This window comes from Mycobacterium lehmannii (assembly GCF_002245535.1).
GTDB lineage: Bacteria > Actinomycetota > Actinomycetes > Mycobacteriales > Mycobacteriaceae > Mycobacterium > Mycobacterium lehmannii.
Genome location: NZ_NKCN01000010.1, coordinates 142,742 through 165,294, shown reverse-complemented (window position 1 = coordinate 165,294; position 22,553 = coordinate 142,742). Strand labels below are relative to the sequence as shown.

20 protein-coding genes are annotated in these 22,553 nt (G+C 66.6%); 10 read left to right on the top strand and 10 right to left on the bottom strand.

Annotated features, from left to right (window positions below; all coding sequences use genetic code 11):
• Positions 1-66: 66 nt before the first annotated feature.
• Genes rfbA through CEX87_RS13625 form a run of 3 tightly spaced genes read left to right on the top strand, consistent with a single transcriptional unit; the run spans position 67 to position 3,376 of the window.
• Positions 67-936 carry a glucose-1-phosphate thymidylyltransferase RfbA gene (gene rfbA, locus CEX87_RS13635; protein ID WP_067393206.1) on the top strand — a complete coding sequence of 290 codons (870 nt, stop codon included), beginning with the start codon at positions 67-69 and terminating at the stop codon, positions 934-936.
• The gene (gene rfbB / locus CEX87_RS13630; RefSeq protein WP_094287706.1) at positions 936-1,934 is read left to right on the top strand and encodes a dTDP-glucose 4,6-dehydratase; all 999 of its coding nucleotides are present in this window, start codon (positions 936-938) and stop codon (positions 1,932-1,934) included. Before rfbA ends, rfbB begins: the two co-directional genes overlap by 1 nt.
• A gap of 14 nt (positions 1,935-1,948) precedes the next feature.
• Positions 1,949-3,376, top strand: a complete 1,428-nt coding sequence (locus CEX87_RS13625) for a sugar nucleotide-binding protein (protein ID WP_094287704.1) — start codon at positions 1,949-1,951, stop codon at positions 3,374-3,376.
• A 35-nt stretch (positions 3,377-3,411) separates the two neighbouring features.
• Here CEX87_RS13625 and CEX87_RS13620 read toward each other — a convergent pair whose 3' ends face one another.
• From CEX87_RS13620 to CEX87_RS13590, 7 genes are all read right to left on the bottom strand, one after another.
• A complete protein-coding gene (locus CEX87_RS13620) occupies positions 3,412-6,177 on the bottom strand; it encodes a helix-turn-helix transcriptional regulator (RefSeq protein ID WP_094287702.1) in 2,766 nt (921 codons plus the stop codon).
• Positions 6,178-6,295: 118 nt separating this feature from the next.
• The gene (locus CEX87_RS13615; RefSeq protein ID WP_064415469.1) at positions 6,296-6,595 is read right to left on the bottom strand and encodes a hypothetical protein; all 300 of its coding nucleotides are present in this window, start codon (positions 6,593-6,595) and stop codon (positions 6,296-6,298) included.
• A 60-nt stretch (positions 6,596-6,655) separates the two neighbouring features.
• Complete coding sequence (locus CEX87_RS13610; RefSeq protein WP_064415470.1) at positions 6,656-7,552, bottom strand: cyclopropane mycolic acid synthase family methyltransferase; 897 nt, start codon at positions 7,550-7,552, stop codon at positions 6,656-6,658.
• Positions 7,553-7,695: 143 nt separating this feature from the next.
• Positions 7,696-8,565 (bottom strand): cyclopropane mycolic acid synthase family methyltransferase, encoded by an 870-nt coding sequence (locus tag CEX87_RS13605; RefSeq protein WP_094287699.1) that lies wholly within the window; start codon positions 8,563-8,565, stop codon positions 7,696-7,698.
• A gap of 123 nt (positions 8,566-8,688) precedes the next feature.
• Positions 8,689-9,636: an alpha/beta fold hydrolase gene (locus tag CEX87_RS13600; protein ID WP_094287696.1), complete on the bottom strand. Its 948-nt coding sequence runs from the start codon at positions 9,634-9,636 to the stop codon at positions 8,689-8,691.
• The gene (locus CEX87_RS13595) at positions 9,637-11,004 is read right to left on the bottom strand and encodes an ABC1 kinase family protein (RefSeq protein ID WP_064426557.1); all 1,368 of its coding nucleotides are present in this window, start codon (positions 11,002-11,004) and stop codon (positions 9,637-9,639) included.
• Between the two features lie 71 nt (positions 11,005-11,075).
• Positions 11,076-12,074, bottom strand: coding sequence for an oxygenase MpaB family protein (locus CEX87_RS13590; RefSeq protein ID WP_094287722.1), 999 nt, complete (start codon positions 12,072-12,074; stop codon positions 11,076-11,078).
• A gap of 102 nt (positions 12,075-12,176) precedes the next feature.
• Here CEX87_RS13590 and CEX87_RS13585 point away from each other — a divergent pair, with 102 nt between their 5' ends.
• Both CEX87_RS13585 and CEX87_RS13580 read left to right on the top strand, forming a co-directional pair.
• The gene (locus tag CEX87_RS13585; protein WP_064426622.1) at positions 12,177-12,773 is read left to right on the top strand and encodes a TetR/AcrR family transcriptional regulator; all 597 of its coding nucleotides are present in this window, start codon (positions 12,177-12,179) and stop codon (positions 12,771-12,773) included.
• A gap of 191 nt (positions 12,774-12,964) precedes the next feature.
• The gene (locus tag CEX87_RS13580) at positions 12,965-13,315 is read left to right on the top strand and encodes a hypothetical protein (protein ID WP_094287694.1); all 351 of its coding nucleotides are present in this window, start codon (positions 12,965-12,967) and stop codon (positions 13,313-13,315) included.
• On the opposite strand, the gene CEX87_RS13575 is transcribed toward CEX87_RS13580, so the two are convergent.
• Together CEX87_RS13575 and CEX87_RS13570 are read right to left on the bottom strand one after the other, a co-directional pair.
• The gene (locus CEX87_RS13575) at positions 13,310-13,912 is read right to left on the bottom strand and encodes a DinB family protein (protein ID WP_094287692.1); all 603 of its coding nucleotides are present in this window, start codon (positions 13,910-13,912) and stop codon (positions 13,310-13,312) included. The genes CEX87_RS13580 and CEX87_RS13575 overlap by 6 nt on opposite strands.
• A 2-nt stretch (positions 13,913-13,914) precedes the next feature.
• On the bottom strand, positions 13,915-14,445 hold the full coding sequence (locus CEX87_RS13570; protein WP_064415476.1) for a DinB family protein: 531 nt from the start codon (positions 14,443-14,445) through the stop codon (positions 13,915-13,917).
• 61 nt (positions 14,446-14,506) lie between these two features.
• On the opposite strand from CEX87_RS13570, the gene CEX87_RS13565 reads away from it, so the two are divergent.
• Positions 14,507-15,460, top strand: coding sequence for a helix-turn-helix transcriptional regulator (locus CEX87_RS13565; protein WP_094287690.1), 954 nt, complete (start codon positions 14,507-14,509; stop codon positions 15,458-15,460).
• Here the strand turns inward: CEX87_RS13565 and CEX87_RS13560 are convergent.
• Positions 15,450-16,001 (bottom strand): nucleotidyltransferase family protein, encoded by a 552-nt coding sequence (locus CEX87_RS13560; protein ID WP_094287688.1) that lies wholly within the window; start codon positions 15,999-16,001, stop codon positions 15,450-15,452. The genes CEX87_RS13565 and CEX87_RS13560 overlap by 11 nt on opposite strands.
• Positions 16,002-16,061: 60 nt before the next feature.
• Here CEX87_RS13560 and CEX87_RS13555 point away from each other — a divergent pair, with 60 nt between their 5' ends.
• The 4 genes from CEX87_RS13555 to CEX87_RS13540 are packed head-to-tail and all read left to right on the top strand — an operon-like array spanning position 16,062 to position 22,536.
• Entirely contained in the window at positions 16,062-16,829 is a 768-nt protein-coding gene (locus tag CEX87_RS13555; RefSeq protein WP_094287721.1) for an endonuclease/exonuclease/phosphatase family protein, read from the top strand.
• 42 nt (positions 16,830-16,871) lie between these two features.
• Positions 16,872-21,047, top strand: coding sequence for a glycoside hydrolase family 38 N-terminal domain-containing protein (locus CEX87_RS13550; protein ID WP_094287686.1), 4,176 nt, complete (start codon positions 16,872-16,874; stop codon positions 21,045-21,047).
• Complete coding sequence (locus tag CEX87_RS13545; RefSeq protein WP_094287684.1) at positions 21,044-21,610, top strand: DUF7158 domain-containing protein; 567 nt, start codon at positions 21,044-21,046, stop codon at positions 21,608-21,610. The genes CEX87_RS13550 and CEX87_RS13545 overlap by 4 nt, the downstream gene beginning before the upstream one ends.
• The gene (locus CEX87_RS13540; protein ID WP_067393248.1) at positions 21,610-22,536 is read left to right on the top strand and encodes an ROK family protein; all 927 of its coding nucleotides are present in this window, start codon (positions 21,610-21,612) and stop codon (positions 22,534-22,536) included. The genes CEX87_RS13545 and CEX87_RS13540 overlap by 1 nt, the downstream gene beginning before the upstream one ends.
• The last annotated feature ends 17 nt before the right edge of the window (positions 22,537-22,553 follow it).

Below are 22,553 nucleotides of genomic sequence, written 5' to 3'. Positions count from 1 at the left end.
GCGCTCAACCGTCGGGACCAGCGTCTCTCTGCGAACGCAAATTCGCTGTGTGTCACGATTGGTCGCGTGAGGGGCATTATCTTGGCGGGCGGGAGCGGCACGCGTCTGCACCCGATAACCCTGGGTGTGTCGAAGCAATTGGTGCCCGTCTACGACAAGCCGATGGTGTATTACCCGCTCTCGACGCTGATGCTGGCCGGCATTCGCGACATCCTGGTGATCACGACGCCCCACGACGCGGAGGGCTTCGAACGCCTGCTCGGTGACGGATCGCGCTTCGGAGTGTCGATCACCTACGCCAAGCAGCCGTCTCCGGACGGTCTGGCACAGGCTTTCACGATCGGCGAGACGTTCGTCGGCACCGACAATGTGTCCCTCGTGCTCGGTGACAACCTGCTGTACGGGCCCGGCCTGGGCAGCCAGCTCAAACGGTTCACCACCATCGACGGCGGTGCGATCTTCGCCTACTGGGTGGCGGATCCGTCCGCGTACGGCGTGATCGAATTCGACGACAACGGTTTGGCCATCTCACTCGAGGAGAAACCCGACCGACCCAAGAGCAATTACGTCGTCCCGGGTCTGTACTTCTACGACAACGACGTGGTCGAGATCGCCAAGGGCCTGAAGCCCAGTGCCCGCGGCGAGTACGAGATCACCGACGTCAACCGCTGCTACCTCGAGCGGGAGCGCCTTCAGGTGCACGTGCTGCCCCGCGGAACCGCGTGGCTGGACACCGGCACCTTCGACCAGATGACCGACGCCGCCGAGTACGTGCGCACCATGGAACGGCGCACCGGGCTGAAGATCGGCGCTCCCGAAGAGATCGCCTGGTTGCAGGGCTGGATCAGCGACGACGAATTACGGGAACGTGCCACGCCTTTGGTGAAGTCCGGCTATGGCAACTATCTGTTGAACCTCCTGGAGAGAGGACGCTGATGTCGCGACTTCTCGTCACCGGTGGAGCGGGCTTCATCGGCTCGAATTTCGTGCGGTACGTCATCGACCACACCGACCATCACGTCACGGTGCTCGACAAGCTCACCTACGCCGGCAATCGCGCCTCTCTCGCCGGATTGCCCGAAGACCGAATGACTTTCGTGCACGGCGACATCGCGGATGTCCCTCTGGTGGACGAATTGTTCGCCGACGCCGACGCGGTCGTGCATTACGCCGCCGAATCGCACAACGACAACTCACTCGCGGACCCCGAGCCGTTCCTGCACACCAACCTCGCGGGCACCTTCACCCTGCTGGAGGCCGCGCGCAAGCACGCCACGCGCTTCCATCACATCTCGACCGACGAGGTGTACGGGGACCTGGAACTCGGCGACCCGCGCCGGTTCACCGAGCAGACGCCGTACAACCCGTCGTCTCCGTACTCGTCGACGAAGGCGGGAAGCGATCTACTGGTGCGGGCGTGGGTTCGGTCGTTCGGTGTGGCCGCGACGATCTCGAACTGCTCCAACAACTACGGTCCCTATCAGCACGTGGAGAAGTTCATTCCGCGACAGATCACCAACGTGCTCCGCGGGATCCGCCCCAAGCTCTACGGCGAGGGCCGCAACGTGCGGGACTGGATTCACGCCGATGACCACTCCTCGGCGGTGCTGACCGTCCTGGACAAGGGCCGTATCGGCGAGACGTACCTGATCGGTGCCGACGGTGAGAAGGACAACAAGACCGTCATCGAGTTGATCCTCACCCTCATGGGCCAGCCGGCCGACGCGTACGACCACGTCACTGACCGAGCCGGCCACGACTTGCGGTACGCCATCGATTCCACCAAGCTGCGGGACGAACTCGGCTGGCGACCGCGATATCAAGACTTCGAGAAGGGTTTGATGGCGACGATTCAGTGGTACCGCGACAACGAAGACTGGTGGTCCCCGGCCAAGGATGCCACCGAGAGTTTCTACGCACGCCTGGGCCAGTGAGAGAACTTACGACAATGACTGAATCTCCAAAAGCACTGCGCGCCAACGAGACTCCTATACCTGGCCTGGTGATATGGGAATTGCCGGTGTTCGCGGACAATCGCGGGTGGTTCAAGGAGAACTGGCAGCGCGAAAAGATGGTCGCGCTCGGCCTGCCCGACTTCAAGCCCGTGCAAAACAACATCTCCCATAACGGTCCGGCGGGCACGACCCGCGGAATTCACGCTGAACCGTGGGACAAGTTCGTTTCGGTTGCGACCGGACGCGGCTTCGCTGCCTGGGTCGATTTGCGAGCCGGCCCCACGTTCGGCACGACGTTCAGCACCGAAATCGACCCGTCCCGGGCGGTTTTCGTTCCCCGCGGCGTCGGCAATGCGTTCCAAACCTTGGAACCCAACACCGTCTACGTGTATCTCGTCAACGACCACTACTCACCTGATGCCCAGTACACATCTGTGAACCTGGCAGACGAGACGGCCGCGATCGACTGGCCAATCCCGCTCGATAAGGCCGAGATGTCAGCCAAGGATCGCGACCATCCGCGCCTGGCCGACGTCAAGCCGATTCCGCCGCGGAAAACGCTGGTCCTAGGTGCCGGTGGTCAGCTGGGTCGGGCACTTCGTGAGGTGTTCGCCGACACCCCCAGCGTTGAATTCGCCGAACGCGGCGATATCGATCTCACTGCCCCCGGTATCGAATCCGCGCGCCGCTGGCGCGAATACGAGACCATCATCAACGCCGCCGCCTTCACGGGTGTTGACGCGGCCGAGACGCCGGAAGGCCGTGCGGCGGCGTGGTCCACCAACGTCGCCGGTGTGGCCGCGCTGGCGCGCGCTGCGTCCGACAACAACATCACGCTGGTACACGTCTCCAGCGACTACGTCTTCGACGGCCACGTCACGAGGGCGTACCGCGAGGACGATCCGGTTTCACCGCTTGGTGTGTACGGCCAAACCAAAGCGGCGGGCGACCTTGCCGTGGCGACCGTGGATCGGCACTACATCCTTCGGACTTCGTGGGTGATTGGTGACGGCCACAACTTCGTGCGCACCATGCTGTCTCTAGCCGAACGTGGGGTGAACCCGTCTGTCGTCAACGACCAACACGGCCGGCTGACGTTCACCTCTGAACTCGCACGAGCGATCCGGCATTTGATCGAGACGCGCGCCCCGTACGGCACGTACAACGTGACGGGCTCCGGTCCGGTGATGACGTGGGCTGAGGTCGCGCGGCGGACCTTCGAATTGGCTGGCCATGATCCCAACCGGGTGACGGATGTGACCACCGAGCAGTACTTCGTCGACGCTGCGAAACCTGCCGCCCCTCGACCGGCCAACAGTGTTTTGGATCTAGCCAAGGTTCAGGCCGTCGGTTTCGAGCCCGCTGATGCAGGCGGGACTCTCGCGAATTATGTGCGCGAGCAAGTGCCTGCTGCACAATAGATCTCGGCGATCCGCACCTGCTTAACGGCAGACTCTCAACGGTGCTCGCCGAATACGCGGCCCAGTTCTGCCCGTGATCTGATTCCGAGTTTCCGGTAGATGCGAGACAGGTTCGTCTCGACCGTCTTGGGGCTGATGAACAGCGCGGTGGCCACATCCTTGGTCGTCATACCCGATGCGGCGAGTTCGGCGACGCGGTGCTCCGACGGCGTCAGACCCAGATGTCCGTTGCTCGACGCGCCGGCTCGCGCGAGTTCGGCGCGCGCCCGCTGCGCCCACAGAGGGGTGCCCAAGCTCTCGAACACGTGCAAAGCCTCGGTCATCGTGGTGCGCGACGCTTCCTTCTGCCGCTGACGCCGCTGTAACTGGCCGAGTAGCAACAGCGTTCGGGCGCGCTCGAAGGGCATCGGCAGGCGCTCGTGATGGGCCAGCGCTCGCCTCGCCATGTCGGCCGCCTCGTCGACCTCACCCTGGGCTGCCAGCCAGAGGCTGCGGCACCGTGCGGCCATGGCCAGCATCCACGGCCTGTCCAACAGCCTCCCGTTGGCTTCCAGCGCCTCGATCATCGGCTCGGTTTCCGCTGCGCGGCCGAGCGCGACCATCGCCTCGACCGCGTCGGGGACGAATCCCGCGGTGATGATCTCCGTGCCGGGCAGGAACGGGAACCGGTCGACCAACGGCTGCAATATGTGCAGCGCCTGCTCGTAGTGTCCCAACGACACCTCGAGGAACGCCAGGTTGACCGAGGCCCAATCCGCCAGCCGGGGCGAACCGCAACGTTCGGCGAGGTCGATCGCCTTCCGCGCGACAGCGCGGGTCTCGTCCTGCCTGCCGGCATACGCCGCGACCGCGGACTGGATGGTCTTGGCGACCACTCGCATGTGCTCGCCGCCGAGCTGTTGTGCCCGCTCCACGGTCTCCTCGGCGATGCGGGTCGCCTCCTCGTAGCGTCCCCGCCAGATCTCGATCAGCGCACTGAACACCGCGACGAAGATCAGATCGGTTTCGGCCCCTCGCTCGTTGCAACGCGCACGCACGAAGGCCATCTGATCGATCGCCTCATCCAACCGTCCCGTGAACGCCAGCAGCAGAGCGTGATTGGCTCTGGCGCGGAACGCGATTGGCGCCTCGCTGGTCAGATCCTGCAGTGCCAAGGCTCGGCTGATGCCCGCCCAGTCGACGCCGCGACCGCACATGCAGGCGATGTTGGTGCGCACCGCCAGGACCTGACTCGTGAGGTCGGCGATCCCCACGTCTTCCGCGTACGCGGCCGCCCGTTCCGCGCTCTGCAGCGCTGCCCCGAACTCGCCGGCGTTGAGCCGTGCATATGCCAAGAGCAGCAGCGTGCGCACGCGAACCTCGCGGTCGCCCTCGTCATGGTCGAGCGCCTGTTCCAGGAGGACGACGGCATCGGTGAAGTTGTTGTGCTGAATGTGCATGCTGGCCAACAAGTTCAACGCCTTCGCCCGGTGCACGCCACCCGTCACGCGCTCGGTCAACCCGTCGAGCAGCGAACGCGTGCGCTCCAGATCGCCGGCATGCAGGTAGTGGTCAGCCGCGCGAATCCGCCGCGCCGGTGTGTCACCGCCCAGACCGATTGCGAGCTCGAGCAATTCGCCGGCCGCCGCGGGCGCACCGCGTGCAACCGCCGTATCAGCCGCGATGTCCAGTGCCTCCAGGGTGGCCGGGTCGGCGCTGGCGGCTGCCAGAGCCATATGCCTGGCTCTCGATTCGTCAAGAATCACCGCCTCGGCCAGCGACCGGTGCATCGCGCGTCGCTCACTCGGTTTGGCATCGGTGTAGACGCTGCGCGCCAACAGCGGGTGCGAAAACGCCACTGCGTCACCGTCGATGGTCACGATGCCCTTGCTTCTGGCGTCGGCCAGCAGTTCGGCCGTGCGATCGGCCGTGCTGCGGGTGACCCGCGCCAGCAGGTCGACGGTCGGGGCGGCCTCGCACGCCGCGGCCAGCAGCAGGACCTGGATCTCAGGTTCCAGACGGCCGATGCGTCGGCGCATCAACTCCGCGAGCGTCGCGGGCAACACCGACTGGGAACCGCCCGCGTCGATCGCCCGTGCCAGCTCGAGTGCGTAGAACGGGTTGCCGCCGGAGATCTCGGCAATCCGGACCATCGTCGGGCGAGGAAAGGTCCGGCCGAGCCGCGTCGAGATCAGGGCGTGCAATCCGCCGAGACTCAACGGACCCACGTGTACCCGGCGCACCCCGGATCCGTCGACCACCTGCAGCCAACACGCCGCATCGGGTCCCTCGTGTTCGGTGCGTTCGGTGACCAACATGCCCACGTGCCCGCTGAGCCGCCGCGCGGCGAAGGCCACCACGGCTTGGCTGGACGGATCCAGCCACTGCACGTCGTCGAGCGCGATGAGCACCGGCGCGTCTCCGCAGAGTTGCTCGACGGCGGCGGTGAAGGCGGCCGCCACCGCTCGCTGGTCCGTCGGTGGGCCGTCGCCGTCAGCGCGAAGCAGCACCCGATCCACAGCGAGGCGCTGCAGGTCCGGCAGGTCGGCGAAGGCTTCAGAGGGCATGTCGCCGAAAAGGTCGGCGACGGCCGCATAGGCGAGGGCGGTCTCCGCCTGTCCGGCTCGCGCCGTCAGCACACGGAAGCCGCGTTCGCGGGCCGCCGATATACCCGTCAGCCACAGGGTGGTCTTGCCGGCTCCGGCATCGCCCTCGATGACCAGTGCACCGGGCCCGCTGCCGGCGGATTCCAGGAAATCGCTCACCGCCCGAAATTCGGCCGGACGCTCGATTACGCCGGACACCAGAACCACACCCCTCATCGACAGCAAATCGAGGATATCCGCTGACGTATGAGCGCAGAAGTCGTAGGCCCGGGGATATGCAGCTAAGAGGTGTGCTTAATCGGCGGAGCCGGGAAGGGCGCGAAGTACGGCAACGTCATGTTCGGTTATGGCGCCGGATCCGGGTGCCCACCGGAGCGGACAGCCGTTGGTGTGGCGCACCCGCGGCGAGGCAGGTCCGAGAGACGATCTCTCGGGAGCCGGCGCCGAAGACGCCGTAGAGCACCTCGTCGCTGGGGACGGCCAGCGTGATCAACAGCTCGACGGGAGTCCCCTCGCCGGTGGCGGCGGCCGCCGCGGCGTCAAGACGCGCGACGAGGTCCTCGACGGATTGCTCGGTGAGCTCGGGTAGGTACCACTCCGCCAGGTAACACGCGGACTCCCCACTCCCGCTCATCTGTCGAACGGTAGCGATTCCTCACGCCGGGCGAATCAGGTATTTCCCTACGTTCTGTCCCTACGCGGCCGCGCCGGACTTGAGATAGGTGACCAGGCTGACGTCGATGCCCTCGTCGATGAAGTACCACTGGCAGCCCTTGAGGTACCGCATGTAGCGGTCGTAGTTCTCCTCGCCGGCGGCTGCGATCGCGGCGTCCTTGTTGCGCTCGAGGCGGTCGGCCCAGATGCCCAGCGTCTTGATGTAGTGGTTGCGCAGGGAGATGGCCTCGGGAACCTGAAAGCCGGCCTTTTCGCCGTGCTCGATCATCATCTGCGTTGTCGGAAGGCGGCCGCCCGGGAAGATCTCGGTGATCATGAACTTGATGAAGCGAGCCATCTCGAAGGTCAGCTTCTTACCGCGTGCGGCCAGGTCATAGGGGTGATAGCCGACGCTGCTCTGGATGGTCATCCGGCCGTCGTCGGGCAGGATGTCGAAGCACGTCTTGAAGAAGTCGTCGTAGCGCTCGAACCCGAAGTGCTCGAACGCCTCGATGGAGACGATGCGGTCGACGGGGGAGTGGAACTGCTCCCAGCCCTCCAACCGGACGTCGTAGGTGCGCTGGGTGTCCAGCTTGCTCAACAGCTGGTTGCAGTAGGCCTGCTGGTTCTTCGACAGCGTCAGCCCGATCACGTTGACGTCGTACTTCTCCATCGCACGCTGCAGCGTGAGGCCCCACCCGCAGCCAACCTCCAGCAGGGTCATACCGGGTTTGAGGTCCAGCTTGTCGAGGTGCTGGTCGACGTTGGCGATCTGCGCCTCTGACAGCGTGACATTCGGGCCGGTGAAGTATGCGCAGCTGTACTTGCGCGTCGGATCCTGGAACACGCCGAAGAAGTCGTCCGACAGGTCGTAGTGCGCCTGGATGTCCTCGAAATGAGGCCGCATGTCCTTCGTGCCGGTTGAGTTGTCAGACATATTTCCCCTGCTTGGCCTTTCCCAATGCGTGACGCGGGCCTGCACGCCGTCACGTGATGATGGTCGACACCATATCGTTCGGCGCTTGCCAGACCCTAATTCGGCTTGCCGCCACGTGGACGGCGGTTTGTGGGGAGCCGGGGCTATTTCTGGAGCGTGAACTGGTTGACGTCGATGTATCCGACGCGGAAGCCGTGCGCGCAGCCGGTCAGGTAGTGCATGTAGCGGTCGTAGACCTCTCGGGATTGGATGGCGATCGCTTCGTCCTCGTGGGCTTGTAGCGCCGCTGTCCAGCAGTCGAGGGTGCGCGCGTAGTGGGGCTGCAGGCTCTGGCGCCGGGTCAACGCGAAGCCGGCCTTTTCGGCGTGCTCGCCGACCAGTTCGATGGTCGGCAGATAACCGCCCGGGAATATCTCGGTGAGGATGAACTTCACGAACCGGGCCACCGAGAACGTCAGCGGCATACCCCGCTCGGCCATCTGCGGAAGCGTGAGCGCGGTGATGGTGTGCAACAGCATCACCCCGTCGTCGGGCAGTACGCGGTGAGCCATGGCGAAGAAGTCATCCCACCGGTCCCTGCCGAAGTGCTCGAACGCGCCGATCGACACGATTCGGTCTACGGGTTCGTCGAACTGTTCCCAGCCTTGGAGCAGCACCCGCTTGGACCTCGGGCTGTCGGATGCCGCGAAGACCTTCTCGACATAGGCGTGCTGGTTCTCGCTCAAGGTGAGCCCGACGACGTTGACGTCGTATTTCTCGACGGCCCTCATCATCGTCGAACCCCAGCCGCAGCCGACGTCGAGCAGCGTCATCCCCGGCTCGAGACCCAATTTGCCCAACGCGAGGTCGACCTTGGCGCGCTGAGCTTCCTCGAGCGTCATGTCCTCGCGCTCGAAATAGGCGCAGCTGTAGGTCTGTGTCGGATCCAGCCAGAGCCGGAAGAACTCGTCCGAGAGGTCGTAGTGCGCCTGCACGTCTGCGAAGTGCGGCGCCAAGTTGCGTGTTGCGGCCACGATGGTGCCTTTCTGGGCGGAATCAGAGCTCGCGTCGCCTGTGACAGTTCAAGGCCGAAGCACTCGGGACGAATGTACGCGCAGCCGTGCCGGCCGGCCACTCGTGGAACGCTTGCGCCGACGTCAAAAAGTCGCGGCGAAAACGGTTTTCAGTTCACCGATGATGTCGTCCCACAGCGGTTCGGGCAGTTCGTGACCCATGCCGTCGAACTGCACCAGCCGGGCGTTCTCGATGGCTTTGGCGATCGCTCGCCCGCCGGACGGTCGCATCAATTTGTCGGCCTTGCCGTGCAGCACCAGTGTGGGCGCCGTGATCTCGCGGTCGTAGGGCAACAGGCTGCCGCTGCCCAGGATCGCTGCGAAATGCCTGCCGATCCCGGCCGGGTAGTAGCAGCGGTCGTAGTCCTCGATCGCGTCGGCGCGCAGCCGCTCCTCGGACGCGGGGAAACCCGGGCTGCCGATGATCTTGCTGACCCTGATGGCGTTCTCGATGACCGCCTCGCGCGTGTTGCCCTTGGGCCGGCGCAGAATGGCGAGCAGCTGCCGCGGACCGGGTGGCGGCAGCAGCGCTTGGTTGTTGCTCGAGAAGATGATCGCCAACGACTGGGTGCGCGCTTTGTGCCGTGCGGCGAACACCTGGGCGATCATCCCGCCCATCGACGCGCCGACGATGTGGGCGCGCTCGATCTCGAGATGGTCCAGCACGGCGGCCGCATCATCGGCCATGTCTTCGAGTGTGTAGGCGGCCGGGCTGCTCAGCCCGAGCAGCGAGCGCAGCATCCGCGGCACCAGCGGTGCGTCGGTATGCAGCCCGCGCAGTTTGGACGAGAGGCCGACGTCGCGATTGTCGAATCGGATGACTCGCAGGCCCTGGTTGATGAGCCGCTCACAAAAATCCCTGCGCCACATCACAAGCTGCGCGCCGAGTCCCATGATGAGCAGCACCGCCGGATCGTTCGGGTCGCCCATGTCCTCGTAATGGATGTCGAGAACGCCGGACTTGGCATCTTTTGACTTGGCATCTTTTGACTTGGCATCTTTCGACTTGGCGATGCCGGTTCGGACCTGCATTCAGTTCCGAACCTCGCTGTCGAGTTCCGCGTCATGCTCTCGGCTGACCTCGACCATGAAGTTGGCGAAGTAGCCGGTCAGCTGCGGATCCGACATCATCTGCCACTTCGGCGCGAGTAGTTTCATGTAGCGCTCGACGTAGAGGAACTGCTTGCCGATCAGCACCAGTTCGCGCGGCAGCTTGACGTCGTAGGCCTCGGCGAGTGTCGACAGTTGCTTGCCGATCTCGGCGTAGCTCATGTCGCCCAGCGTCGACATGGTCAGCGGCGTCGCGAACTTTTCCAGGTCCTTGGCCGCCTGCGCCTCGGGCTTCATGGTGCCGACGGCGCCCATCAGCACGACGATCTTGCCTGCCGCGGCGTGGTCCTTCTTGACCAGCAGCGCGTACACCAGTTCCCGCAGCAGCCAACGGGTTCGCGGGTCGATGCGGCCCATGATGCCGAAGTCGAAGAACACGATCTTGCCGTCGTCGTCGACGTAGAGGTTCCCCGCATGCAGGTCGCCGTGGAACAGGCCGTGCCGCAGGCCGCCCTCGAAGACGCTGAACAGCAGGGCCTTGACCAGTTCGGTTCCGTCGAAACCCTTCTCGCGGATGGCTTTCACGTCGTCGATGCGGGTGCCCTGGATGCGTTCCATCGTCAGCACGCGTTCGCTGGTCAGGTCCCAATAGACCTGCGGCACACGGATGTTCTTGCCCAGCGGCGAGGCGTGCATGTGCGCGACCCACGCGTCCATCGACTGCGCCTCGAGCCGAAAGTCGAGTTCCTCGGCCAGGTTGTCGGCGAAGTCGGCCACGACGTCCTGAGCGCTCAGGCGCTGACCCAGCTTGGCGAATTCGACCAGCCGCGCCCCGCGCTTGAGGATCTGCAGATCCGCGGCGACCCGCCTGCGGATGCCGGGCCGCTGGATCTTGACGACGACCTCTTCCCCGCTGTGCAGCGTCGCATAGTGCACCTGGGCGATCGACGCGGATGCGAACGGCTTCTCGTCGAAGCTCTTGAACAGGTTCGCGGGTTCGTCGCCGAGGTCCTCGACGAACAGCTTGTGCACCTCTTGGGGGTCCGCAGGCGGAACCCGGTCGAGCAGGCTGCGGAACTCCTTGGACAGCGGCTCACCGAACGCGCCGGGGCTCGAGGCGATGATCTGGCCGAACTTCACGTAGGTGGGTCCAAGGTCGGCGAAGGCCTGCGGGACCTGCTTGATGATCTTCTGCTGCAGCGAACCGCGGCCGCCGATCTTGGAGACGACCCGCGCACCGGTTCGGGTGATCTGCCAACCCGTGGCACCGACGCGGGCAGCCTCGATCGGCAGGGGGACCCTGTCCAGTTTGGCTACATCGCGGTGCTGCGTCTTTCGCGTGGCACTCATGGGAGCCAGTGTCTCAAAATCCGCGGTGGCGCGTAAAAACCTGTGCACCGGCTCACAGTGCGCGGCGAGATTCACGCTTCGGCGAAACTGCGCTCGACCTCGTCGCGGCTCAGGACCGTGTCGTCGCCCAACCGGTATGTCGGCAGCGTGTGCGGCACGTCGGTGCCCGAGGCAACCCTGGCCTGCGCCTGGCGGAACTCCGGTATCGGGCCCTGCGCGAGGTGCAAGCCGTTGATCACCGACCAGACGGTCGCCCGGCGCGCGGTGCGCTCGAGGATGTTGGGGTCCTTGTGCTGGATCAATTGCTTGGCCCAGCGCGGCATCGTGTCGCGGATGGCCCAGTTGATCGCGCTCTGCGCCAGCGGCAGGCCCGGTCCTGTGGCGAGCGCCGTGCCGTGCGTGACGGCCAACCGCGGTAGGTAGGACTCGAGGCAGTCGGCGACCTCGGCCTTGGTCTCGGGCAGGTCGGTGCCGCCCAGTGCGTGGCCGACCCGCACGAACTCGCGGTAGTAGCGGTCGATCTTGTTGCCCCGCAACGGGTTCGGATGGTAGAGCTCGTGCGCGGTGGCCAGGCCCCACACCACGGTGGCGTAGTTCCATCGCAACCAGTCCGGGTCGTCGGCGTCGTAGCGGGCGCCGTCAGGACGTGTGCCCTTGATGGTGTGGTGCATTGAGCGGACGGCTTTCGCCAGGCGCTCGGCGGTCTCGGTTGAGCCGTAGGCGGTGCCGATGAAGAACGCGATCGAGTGCCCCAGGCGTACCGCCGCGCCCTTGGGGTCGATCTCGGGAACGGCGACCCCTGTTTTCCGGTCGCGCTTGACCAGCCGTGAGTGGTGCATGCCCATCCAGTAGATCGACGGATCGAGCCGCTCCATGAACGCCGCGCACTGCAGACCGAAGATCAGCGCCTGCATGTGCGAGTGCACATGCCAGACCGCGCTGCCGGGGCCGAACCAGCCCGGATCGCCCACCGGCGCGGCGAACTCCATACCGCGGAAGTAATTGCGCCGGATGTCCTTGTCGAAGCGCTGGTTGAGGGCCTCTCCGAGGAACTGGTGCGGCAGCAGAATCACGTCGGCTCCTAAGTCCAAACTCTGGTCACGGCTGTAGCCAGAATACATTTTGGTCACGTATGTGACCAGAGTTGGCGCGATGCCGCCTACGCTGTGATGGTGTCCAGTCCGACCCGATGGGCGGGCGTGCCGCTGACGGACCGCCGCGCCGAGCGCCGAGCCCAGCTGATCGACGCCGCCTTCCGGCTGTTCGGCGATGGCGGCGAGACCGCCCTGTCGGTGCGGTCGGTGTGCCGTGAATGCGGGTTGAACACGCGGTATTTCTACGAGAGTTTCGCCGATACCGATGACCTCCTCGGGGCCGTCTACGACGAGGTGAGCGCCCAACTGACCGATGCGATCGAAGGGGCCATGTCGCAGGCCGGCGAATCTCTGCGGGCCAGGACCCGGGCCGGGATCGCGGCGGTGCTCGGGTTCAGCTCCGAGGATCCACGACGCGGCCGGGTGCTGTTCACCGATGCGCGATCGAATCCGGTGCTGGCGGCTCGGCGTGCGGCGACGCAGGATCTGTTGCGCGAAGGCGTGCTCACCGAGGGCTGGCGACTGGAGCCGGACTCGGATCCGATCGCGGCGCAGGTGGGTGCGGCGATGTACACCGGCGCGATGGCAGAACTGGCTCAGCAGTGGCTGACGGGCCGGCTCGGGACCGATTTGGACGCGGTCGTCGAGCACGCCGTGCGGCAGTGGCTGCGCTAGGCGGGGTACCACCTGTTTCTCTGCCAGCCTCTGAGCGACTCTGTCGCTGAAATGATGACGGCCGATAGTAGATGAGCGACATTGTCGCTCCGAGGCTGGCAGAGAGGCACATACTCCCGCAGGGCGCCGGTTATCCACAGGGCCGGCCACGACGGCGGTTTTGTGTCGGTGGCCGATGCCACCGTCGAGGTATGACGCGACGGAAAGTGTTGCGCGGCACCGAGCTACGTCACGTGTTGACGATGTATCTCGCGGTGCACGGTGCGACCAGCGTCGACGCGTTGATCCGGTTACTCGACCACCACTTCTTCACGGTCGACGGGCGGCCCTCCAAAACGGTGTCCGACGCGCTGCGGTGGGAGGTTCGGCGTGGCCGCGTCCGGCGGCTCCGACGCGGCCACTACGGCCCCGGCGCGATGCCGCGCTCCACCGAGCACTACATCCACCGGCGTGTGATGGCGCTGCGCGAGGAGGCCGCCGCGCTCGCGGCCGACGACGAGTCCGACAGTTTCTGGAACCGGCTGTGCGGCGACGAGCTATGACGCCACGGCGGGACGCCACCGCTTGACGAAGTCCGTCTCCGGCCACTCCTCATTGGCGGCCATCAGCTCGTACATCGTTGCGCCGTCGATCGATTCGCGGATGATGTCGGCGTGGCCGGCGTGTCGGGACAGCTCCTCGATCAGGTGCAGCGCAACCCAGCGCACGTCCCAGTGGTCGATGTCGTGCGGGAACCACGGCACCTCGTGCGGAATGGGAACCGGTGTCGACAGATCGGCTTCACGAAGGGCCTGCAGCGTCAACTCGCTCTGTGTCCGCAGCGTGTCGAGCAGGCCGGCGAGTGTCTCGTCGTCGCGCATCACGTACTGGTCGGCGTACTCGGCCATGATCTCGTCCATCGGACGGTCGTCCTTCGGCGGGAAGTGCGGCGCCGCGACGATGCGCTCCGTCCAGCCCTTTTGCACACCGGCGGCATGTTTCACCAAACCGCCGATCGACAGCGTGCTGACCGACGGCGTCGACCGTGCCTGCTCGTCTGTCAGTCCGTACGCCACCGAGAAGAACGCGTTCTGCTGGAAGGCGAGGAAGTGCACCAGCGTCTGACGTTGGTCTGCGGCGGGCGGCGGCATTCCTGGCATCGTTACTTTCCCTTTCGATCGGTGTGGGCGTACAGGTCTCGAAGGCAAGCGATTTCGGCGCCATGGTGGATGAACTCGCGATTGATGTGCAGGACGAGCGCGATGATCGGATACTCGGCGTACGGACCTTCTGCCGGCCCGCACGGTCGGTTCAGATCCTCGTCGGACAACCCGCGCACACCGTCGATCCAGGTTTGGTACTGCTCGTCGAGCTGCCGCAGCGCCGTCGCGGCGTCGGTGGCGTACTGCCAGGACTGGTAATCGGCGGACGGGGCGCCGAAATGGCTGTGGTTGCGCATCGCGAACACGCCGACGATGACGTGCGCGAGGCGCCAGGCGATGGTCGTGAACGGTGCCGGGGTCGGTTCGGGGTAATCGAAGTCGATCGACCCGTCCGGATGCACGGTCCAGCAGTCGGGGACCGGCTGCCAGAAATACTCGTCGTCGGTGAGCCCCTCGAACCGGGGGCGCAGGAAGTTGATCCAGTGGAAGTCGGCCTGTTCGGCCAGCTCGTGCGAGATCCTCGTCGGCATAGAATCACTCTGACAGGGTTATAGGACAGTTTCGGTCCTCTGAATGAGGCAGGCTGCGTTCATGTCGGAGACGACGAGCCGGATACTGCAGCTGTTGGGGTTGCTGCAGTCGCGGCGGGTGTGGACGGGTGAGGAGCTCGCCGAGCGGTTGGGGGTGACGACCCGCAGCGTGCGTCGCGACATCGAACGGCTCCGCGATCTCGGCTATCCCGTCCACGCCAGCAAGGGCCACGGTGGCGGATATCAACTCGGCGCCGGTGCGGCGTTGCCGCCGTTGCTGCTCGACCCCGACGAGGCCGTCGCGATGGCCGTATGCCTGCGCCTGGCCGCGGGCGGAACCGTAGCGGGCGTCGGCGAATCGGCGCTGCGGGCACTGAGCAAGCTCGATCAGGTGATGCCGTCCAAGCTGCGGTCGCAGGTGGCCGCGGTGCACGAATCGACCGTCACGCTGATGGCGCCCACCTCCGATACGGTCGAACCCGACGTTCTGATGACCCTCGCGCGGGCCTGCCGCGACCACGAGCACGTGGCGACCGGCTACGTCGACATCCGCGGCAATGCCACCCAGCGTCGGATCGAGCCCTATCAGTTGGTCACCACCGGGCGGCGCTGGTATCTGCTGGCCTACGACCGCGACAAGCAGGATTGGCGCAGCCTGCGACTGGACCGGATGAACGACGTGCGCGCGCAGGGCAGCACCTTCGTGCCGCGCGAGGCGCCCGACGCGGCGGCGTACGTGCGGCGATCGATCAGCAGCTCACCGTACCGATACGTCGCGCGCGTCCACTTCAGCGCACCGGAAAGCGTTGTTGCACAGCATTTCTCACCGTCATCGGCAATGATCGAGCCTGACGGACCGGATGCATGTGTCGTCACCGCCGGCGCCGACGACCCCGAACGCATGGTGCTCTACTTCGCGGCGGTCGGATGCGATTTCCGGGTGCTCTCACCGCCGGAGGTGATACAGGCGGCGGAGGCGGTCTGGAAGCGTCTGCGACGAAGCGTCAGCCGGTGAGCCCCAAGCGGTCGGCCAGCATCAGGAACGCCGAGGCGAACGGGTTGTCGGCGGTCTCGGCGCGCAGTTGCTCCCAGTCCAGCTGTTCGCGGACCGCACGCACGGCGGGAAGCAGTGCGGCGAAGTCGCAATGGTGTTCGTTGAGGGAGTTCAGCTTCTCGCGCATGACCTCGGTCGGCGCCAGCACACGCATCCGGACCGCGAGCACGTCGTACTCCTCGGCCGCCAGGATGCTCTCCTTGTCGACCGGAACGCCGTTGAGCCGGTGCAGGACGTCGATGACGAAGTCGTCTTCGACGCACGCCTTGAACAACCAGTCCTCCGGCGTGCGCTCGACCCGGAAGCCCGCCTCCTCCAGCGTCGCCGCGGCCTTCTCGGTGTCGGGCTCGGCGACCACGAAGTCGACGTCGTGCACGGGTTCTGGACCCCCGAACACCCAGAGCGCGTAGCTGCCACCCAGGGCGAAATCGGGGCCCTGTGCGCGCAACGCCGACGCGGCACGCTTGAGCGCGTCGCGCAGATCATCGTTTCTCTGGGGCACTACTCTCCTGGGGCCGACTGATCGGCTGGCAGCCATTGTGGGTAGCTAGTACCCATGCAGATGCGGATGGCCACCTTCAACATCTTGCACGGACGCAGCGTGCACGACGGGCTCGTTCACCGAGACCGCCTCGTGGAGGCCGTCCGGGATCTCGACGCCGACATCCTGGCGCTGCAGGAAGTCGACCTCGACCAGCCGCGGTCGGGGATGGCCGACTTGACCGCGGTCGCCGCCGAAGCGATGGGCGCGGTGAGCCACCGGTTCGTGGCGGCGATCTCCGGCACGCCCGGAGCCACCTGGATGGCGGCCACCGGCGACGAGCAGCCGGGAACCGCCGCCTACGGCATCGCGCTGCTGTCGCGGTTCCCCGCCGAGTCGTGGCAGGTGCTGCGCCTACCGCGGATCCCTGTGCCATTTCCGATGTATCTGCCGGGACCGAACCGGGTGCAAATCGTCAACGAGGAGCCTCGGGCGGCGGTGGTCGGCCAGTTGAACACTGCGCTGGGACCGCTGACCGTCGCCAACACGCATCTGTCGTTTGTGCCGGGGTGGAATCGGATGCAGTTGCGCCGACTGCTGCGCGACCTGCGTGGCTTCCCGTCGCCGCGAGTGCTGATGGGCGATCTGAACATGGTGCCGCGAACGATCCGTCGCTGGACCCGCCTGCGACCGCTCGCCTCGGCGGTGACGTTTCCGGCCGACGGGCCCGACCGCCAACTCGACCACATCGTCACAGACGACCCCGGCCTGCGGGTGGAGCGGTGCTGCGCCCCTTCGCTTCCGATCTCGGATCACCGCGCCCTGGTCGTCGACATCTCCCGAGCCTGATTTCCACCGCGATGCGGGGGTGACCGCACGTAGGGTTTGGCTGTGCGGGTCATTTCGGCGGAGTCGACGGATCTGTTCGTCGGGCCCGCGGACGCGCCGTCGCAGATCGTGCGGGTCACCTATACCGATGGCGCGGGTGAGGTGCGCGTCGACGGTGACGGGCTCGAGGGCCACGCGCGAGCGGCGGCCGGTGACGGCAGCGTCGAGGTGGCGGTCACGGTCACCGACCCGGTCCCCGGTGAGCGGCGCCCGGCGCGGATCGTCACGGGCGACGGCATCACACCGTTCGCGTTCACCGTCGCCGAACCCGGCTGGACGATGTACATGATCAGCCATTTCCACTATGACCCGGTGTGGTGGAACACCCAGGCGGCGTACACCAGTGTGTGGAGCGAGGACCCGCCGGGCCGGTGCCGCCAGACCAACGGCTTCGATCTGGTCAGCGCCCATCTCGAAATGGCCCGCCGGGAACCGGAATACAAGTTCGTGTTGGCCGAGGTCGACTACCTCAAACCGTTCTGGGACACCCACCCCGAGGATCGCGACGATTTGCGCCGCTTCGTCGCCGAGGGGCGCGTCGAGATCATGGGCGGAACGTACAACGAGCCGAACACCAACCTCACCAGCCCCGAGACGACCATCCGGAATTTCGTGCACGGCATCGGGTTTCAGCGCGATGTGCTCGGCGCCGACCCGGCCACAGCCTGGCAGCTGGACGCGTTCGGCCATGACCCGCAGTTTCCGGGTATGGCCGCCGACGCCGGGCTGACGTCGAGTTCGTGGGCCCGTGGCCCACACCATCAGTGGGGCCCGATGGCCGGCGGCGGAGACCCGGAGCGCATGCAGTTCAGCAGCGAATTCGACTGGCTCTCCCCGTCCGGGCGCGGACTGCTGACGCACTACATGCCCGCGCACTACGCGGCCGGCTGGTGGATGGATTCGGCACCGACGTTGGAGGCGGCCGAAGCCCAGACCTATGGACTGTTCACGTCGCTGAAGAAGGTGGCGTTGACTCGCAACGTCCTCCTTCCGGTCGGCACCGATTACACGCCACCGAACAAGTGGGTCACCGAGATTCACCGGGACTGGAACGCCCGATACACCTGGCCGCGGTTCATCTGTGCGGTGCCCAAGGAGTTCTTCGCCGCGGTCCGCGCCGAACTGGCCGAGCGCGGTGTCGAGGCGTCGCCGCAGACCCGGGACATGAACCCGATCTACACCGGCAAAGACGTCTCCTACATCGATACCAAGCAGGCCAACCGGGCGGCCGAAGACGTCGTCCTCGACGCCGAGAAGTTCGCGGTCTTCGCTGGGCTTCTCGGTGGTGCGACCTATCCTCAGGCCGCTCTGGCCAAGGCGTGGGTTCAATTGGCCTACGGCGCGCACCACGATGCGATCACAGGCTCGGAATCCGACCAGGTCTACCTCGACCTGCTGACGAGCTGGCGAGACGCATGGGAGCTGGGCAGGGCCGCCCGCGACCATGCGCTGGCCGTGTTGTCGGGGGCGGTCGACGAATCGGTCGTCGTGTGGAATCCCGTCGCGCACAAGCGCACCGACGTCGTCACCGCCCGCGTTCCGCAGGCCGTCGGAGCGGTGCGGGTTGTCGGTTCCGCGGGTGAGGAGATACCCGCTCACGTCGAGCACGGCGGGCGAACGGTCACCTGGCTCGCCGGTGACGTGCCTTCGATGGGGTGGCAGTCCTACCGAATCGAGCGGTCGGACGGCTCGGCGGCGGGCTGGAAACCGGTGAGCGGGAACGAGATCGGCAACAACCATTACCGGCTGCGGGTCGATCCGTCACGGGGTGGTGCGGTCGAGTCGTTGGTCGAATGTGGTTCGGGCCGGTCCTTGATCGCTCCCGGCCAGGTCGGCAACGAGTTGGTGGTGTACGACGAGTACCCCGCGCATCCCGAGGCGGGCGAGGGGCCGTGGCACCTTCTGCCCAAGGGCCCAGCGATCGGCTCCTCGTCATCGCCTGCCACGGTGCAGGCTTACCGCGGCGTGCTCGGAGAGCGTCTGGTGATCGACGGCGCCGTTGCCGATGTGCTGCGCTACACGCAGGTTCTGACCCTGTGGCACGGTGTGGCGCGCGTCGACTGCCGGATCACGATCAACGAATTCACCGGCGCCGACCGGCTGTTGCGGTTGCGCTGGCCGTGTCCGGTTCCCGGGGCGATGCCGGTCAGCGAGGTCGGTGACGCGGTGATCGGACGCGGGTTCGCGCTGCTGCACGAACGCGGCCGCGACACGGCGATCGACGCCGCGACGCATCCGTGGACGCTGGACAACCCCGCATACGGCTGGTTCGGGCTGTCGTCGACGATGCGGATCCGGGTCGGCAAGGCGTGTCGCGCGGTCTCGGTTGCCGAGGTGATCACCCCGACCGAAGACGAAGCCGCGATGGTGCGGCCGTTGATGGTCGCGCTCGCGCGCGCAGGTGTCACCGCGACATGCAGCGGCTCCGACAGGCCGCGCTACGGCGATCTCACCGTCGACTCCAACCTTCCGGATGTGCGGATCGCACTCGGTGGCTCAGACCAGAACCGCTTCACTGCAACAGTTCTCGATGCCGCCGATTCGTCGTACGCCGAAGAGGTGAAGCGACAGCTCGACGCGACCGGCGCGGCCAGGGTATGGGTACCGGCGGCCCGTCGCCTGGAAGCGGCGTGGGTGCCGAGCGCGGATCTGCGCGATGTGCGCGCGCTACCGGTGCTGATTCTGGCCGGGTCGGCCCTGGACCATGTGGTGCAGGGTGTTGTCGACGACCTGCGCGGTTGGGAGATCGTCGTCGAGCAGGCCGCGCCGGCCGATATCGAACCGTTCGAAGACCGGACGGTCGCGCTGCTCAACCGCGGCGTGCCCGGGTTCGCCGTCGAATCGGATGGAACGCTGAACCTTTCGTTGATGCGGTCATGTACCGGTTGGCCCTCGGGCACGTGGATCGATGCGCCGCGACGCACCGCACCGGACGGGTCCAACTTCCAACTGCAGCACTGGACACACACGTTCGACTACGCGCTGGTCTGCGGGGACGGTGACTGGCGCCGGGCCGGTGTTCCGGCTCGCAGCATCGAGTTCTCAAATCCGCTCCTGGCGGTGACCGAGAAGTGGGGCACGGTGGGCGGTCTGCCGCCGTCGGGTTCGCTGTTGGAGATTCAGCCGACGGGCTCGGTGCGGCTGGCCGCGCTCAAGGCCGCGGGCAACCCGCTCGCGAGCGGTAGCGCGCGGCCGGTCCACCCCTCTGACGGCGTCGCGATGAGGTTGGTCGAAACCACCGGGAGCACAACCGAAGTCACGGTCACTTCGGGGTTGCGCCGGGTATCCGCCGCGGTTCGGGTGGATCTGCTCGAGCAACCGCGGGTGCAGGAGGTGACGCCCGAAGGCCTGTCGTTGCACGGTTTCGAGGTCGCCACCGTTCTGGCCCGGTTCAATCTGCCGCAGGTTCTACAGGCCGATCATGCCGCCCTCGCGCCGGAGGCGGAGCAGGCCCAGCCGCTGTATGCCAGGTACTGGCTGCACAACCGCGGTCCGGCCCCGCTCGGCGGCCTGCCCGCCGTCGCCCATCTGCACCCGCAACACGTGGTGTCATCGGGTTCGGCGCTGCAGCTTCGTCTCACCGTGGCCAGCGATTGTTGCGACGAGATTCTGCACGGCCGGGTGCGGCTGCTGTGTCCGGATGGTTGGGCGGCAGAACCCGATGTGTTGCCGTTCATGCTGCCGCCCGGCGAATACGTGGACACCACCGTGAACGTAACCCCGTCGAATGCCGTGTCACCCGGGCTGTATCCCATACGTGCCGAACTCGCGTTGACCGGTGCGCACGTTTCGATCCCGCCATCGTGGCGCCAGGTGGTCGAGGACGTGTGTGTCGTCGCGGTCGACGCGCTTCCGGACGACGCCCTGTTGCGCCTCGTCGCTGGACCGGAGCCGGTCGACGTGGTGGCAGGTGACACGGCCCGTATCGGGGTCACCGTCGGCACCGACGCGTGCGCCGACGTCGCGGTCGAGGCACACCTGATCAGCCCGTGGGGTACATGGGAATGGTTGGGCCCGGCGGTATCCGGTGTCGAGCTGAGCGCTCGCGGCACGACTGAGATCGACTTCGAGGTCGCCCCGCCGGAGTGGGTCGAACCGGGTGAGTGGTGGGCGCTCATCCGATTGGCCGCCGCCGGACACCTCGTCTATTCACCCGCGGTGAAGGTGACGGTGCGGTGAACGATTCCGGGTGGGCCGGCGTCGCGGCTACCGTGGACGGTGTGCCGGTGTCGGTCGACGAGGTCGATGCTCGCGAAGCCACCCTGCGCGCCTCACCGATCGCGTCCTCGCTGCCGCGCCCCGGCACCAGCGAAGGTCGACAGCTGCGGCGTTGGCTGACCCAGCTCCTGGTTGCCGAGCGCGTCGTGACGACCGAGGCCGCGGCACGCGGAGTGAACGTCGATGACGCGCCGGCCGAGGCCGAGGTGCTGCCGGACATGACCGTGCGGATGGAGATCGGCAGCGTGGCTGCTTCGGTGCTCGCCGACCCGTTGGCCCGCGCGGTGTTCGCCGAGGTGACGGCCGGTACCGACGTCACCGACGACGAGGTGGCCGCGTACCGGGAGCGAAACCCGTTGCGCTTCAGCGATATAGCTTCGGCCGCGGCGCACCTGCGTGCCGCCGCGCGGCGCCGGGCCTTCCGGCTCTGGCTGGACGCCCGCTGTGCGGCGGTCGTCGAGCTCGCCCCGGGCTATGAACATCCCGGGGATCCCCGTCAGCCCGACAACACCCACCGGCACTGATGGCCGACCTCGTTCTCGCGCTCGACATCGGCGGCACGAAGATCGCCGTCGGTCTCGTCGACGATGCGGGCACGCTGGTGCACAGAGCCACATTGCCGACACCGGACGGTGATGCGGAAACGATCTGGGCCGTCGCGGATTCGCTGCTCACCGAGGCCTTGGCCACCGCCGACGGACGGGTCCGCGGCGCCGGGATCGCCTCGGCCGGACCGATCGATCTGTCGGCGGGCACCGTCAGTCCGATCAACATCGGCTCGTGGCAACGGTTTCCGATCGTCGAGCGGGTGGCGATGACCGTCGGCGCACCGGTGCGACTTGCCGGCGACGGCCTGTGCATGGCGATGGGGGAGCACTGGCGCGGCGCCGGACGCGGCGCCGACTTCCTGCTCGGGATGGTGGTCTCGACCGGTGTCGGCGGAGGCCTGGTGCTCGACGGCGCCCCCTACGACGGCCGGACCGGCAACGCGGGCCACGTCGGGCACCTCGTCGTCGACCCGAACGGCGCGCCATGCACGTGTGGCGGGCGCGGCTGCGTCGAAACCATCGCCGGTGGCCCGCGCATGGCGCAGTGGGCCCGCGAGCACGGGTGGGTGGCCCCCGCCGATGCCGACGCCAAGGAACTCGCCGATGCCGCCAATGCCGGAGACGCGGTGGCGCTGAGCGCCTTTCGCCGCGGTGCGGCGGCGGTGGGGGCGATGATCGCGTCGGTCGGCGCCGTCTGCGACCTAGACCGGGTTGTGATCGGCGGTGGCGTGGCCAAGTCGGGGGCGCTGCTGTTCGACCCCGTGCGGGAAGCGCTCGCGTCCCACGCCGGGCTGGACTTCATCCGTGGCGTCGAAGTGGTGCCGGCCGAACTCGGCGGCGACGCCGGCCTGGTCGGGGCGGCCGCCCTGCTGCGCGAGCACACGGGGGGACGGCTGACCTGAGCCGGATGTGTGTCCTC